The organism is Oleiphilus sp. HI0079, assembly GCF_001635105.1.
Window position 1 is genome coordinate 1 of sequence record NZ_LWFT01000704.1, and the last position, 1,911, is coordinate 1,911.

The window sequence follows — 1,911 nt, forward strand, 5'->3', positions numbered from 1 at the left end:
CCTTTTTACGCGTGTTGTTGTAACTACTTTTTGGAGGTGGGCATAGTGTCTTAGGGTTCAGTTTTCTTTGCTTCATGATATCCACCTCGCATACCGACTTGTCGTCATATTCGGGTTCGAATGCCCCATTTGAAGTGATACCCAGATAATCGGTTTACCGTTGCTTAAATGGCGTGAAGGGAAAAAAGGGGACGCATTTATTTTTGATACGCCTTAGCGCCCGTAGTCTTGGCCGTTTCGATTTCGTCCTTCTTGGTTTTGATCACGACAAATGCAACCCACAGAAACAGGAAACCAATAGCAAATTCTCTCGATGTTTGCAGCCAAAAGTCGAAAGCTGACGCATCAATAGAATAGGGGGTGTTCAAAGGGCGTTTTGAATATGCGACCCCTGACGTTATATTTAAATAGACCTCATAAAAAAATGGGATTGATAGTAAGGCTAAAACAACTCTTATTGAAATAGCCGCTTTGCTATAGAGAGTGATTTGGAACTTCCCAGGCTTTCCCTGTAGATCGTCGATTGTGCTGTCTTCTTCATCACTATTTTCAGATTCGTCAAATTTGGAGAGATGCAGCTTTATCTGCTCAAAGCGTTCGGGGTGCTTTTGACGGTCAATGTGGTCATAAGCGTATAACAGCTCGCTCTGGCTGTAATTGGCGTAGTTTGGTTCTTCCATAATCTCTAAATTCCAATTTTTGCGGCTCGTCTATTTAGCGTTGACCATGTAACAGGAAAAAAAGGGGACGCATTGAAAAAAAGGGGACGCATTTATTTTTTACCTACTCGCCTCCTTCAACCTCCTCAGCCGCTTTGTTGAGCGTTCTTCCGTTCTTTGGAACACGACTGCCAACTAAGTTTGCGACCAATATAGATGGCAGCAATAGAAGGATAACCGCCTTAGGTCGATCAATGATCAGCGCTGACCCTAGCGTGATAATTAAGTAAGTGGCCAGAAAAGAAAGCGTAAACGCACTGACGTTTAAGTATTTTTTCAGCATAAAAACCAGATCACAGGCAAGGGCGACTGAACCAAGAATAAGAGCAGCGTAAGCCGCTAAGATCAGTGCTGACATGAAGTCTTCACTAATCCAAAGAAGAGCTAGGATTGTTACGCATGCTCCCAATCTGAATCTAGCTTTTGAGTCACTTTTGATATCAAGTAAGAAACTTACAAGTGCCGGTCGGCTCCAGCGTGCGTTTTGCTCCATGCTTTTTTTGCTTCCTTTTTTTGGCTGAGGTTCGAATATATCTTAGGAACTTATAGTACTCCATACAATCTGCGTATCGTGCTTGCTTGCCTTCATTGCTACCCTTTTGCAATTAGGGTTGTTTGGGGAGAAAAAGGGGGGCGCATTTATTTTTGTGAGAGGTAGCGAGTAATGAAGCTAAAAGTCTTGTGGCTCAATGGGTGCCTGATACTAATGTTGTCGAGGAACGTTTAAAACCTCAGCTTAATAGTGGTAACGAGCCTGAGCAATAATTACTTCGGTTGCTGTAACCTTGTAAACCAGCCGGTGCTCTCTGTCGATTCTGCGAGACCAATAGCCTGACCAGTTATGCTTAAGGGGCTCTGGGTCGCCCAGCCCTTCGAATGGTTGGCGTTTAATGTCTTTAATTAAGGTGTTAATGCGCTTGAGAGTTTTCTTATCGGTTTTTTGCCAATACAAGTAGTCTTCCCAAGCTGTTTCAGCCCAAGATAAAATCACTCTTCAATTAGCCCGTGTTGCTTCGCTTTGCCGCCTTCGATTTCAGCAATTGCTTGGTTTAAACGTTCTGCGTTTTTAGGGCTTGCCATTAAATAAGCGGTCTCTTCGTAAGCTTGGAAGTCTTCTAAGCTCATTACTACGGCAGGCTTACCGTTCTGACGCGTAATCATAACGGGCTTGTGGTCATCATTCACTTTATCG

At 43.6% G+C, this 1,911-nt stretch carries 4 protein-coding genes; all 4 read right to left on the minus strand.

The window, feature by feature from the left end; translation table 11 throughout:
• Positions 1-197: 197 nt before the first annotated feature.
• On the minus strand, positions 198-680 hold the full coding sequence (locus A3750_RS12790) for a hypothetical protein (RefSeq protein WP_068458814.1): 483 nt from the start codon (positions 678-680) through the stop codon (positions 198-200).
• A gap of 103 nt (positions 681-783) precedes the next feature.
• Positions 784-1,077 (minus strand): hypothetical protein, encoded by a 294-nt coding sequence (locus A3750_RS12795; RefSeq protein ID WP_156492718.1) that lies wholly within the window; start codon positions 1,075-1,077, stop codon positions 784-786.
• Positions 1,078-1,455: 378 nt separating this feature from the next.
• The gene (locus A3750_RS12800; protein ID WP_068458812.1) at positions 1,456-1,710 is read right to left on the minus strand and encodes a Txe/YoeB family addiction module toxin; all 255 of its coding nucleotides are present in this window, start codon (positions 1,708-1,710) and stop codon (positions 1,456-1,458) included.
• On the minus strand, positions 1,707-1,911 hold a 205-nt coding region (locus tag A3750_RS12805), incomplete at its 5' end, for a type II toxin-antitoxin system Phd/YefM family antitoxin (protein WP_068548342.1). The genes A3750_RS12805 and A3750_RS12800, both read right to left, overlap by 4 nt.

Coding starts and splice junctions, on each gene's coding strand:
- A3750_RS12795 (WP_156492718.1), bottom strand. CDS start 1,077: ATGTCAGCACTGATCTTAGCGGCTTACGCTGCTCTTATTCTTGGTTCA.
- A3750_RS12790 (WP_068458814.1), bottom strand. CDS start 680: ATGGAAGAACCAAACTACGCCAATTACAGCCAGAGCGAGCTGTTATAC.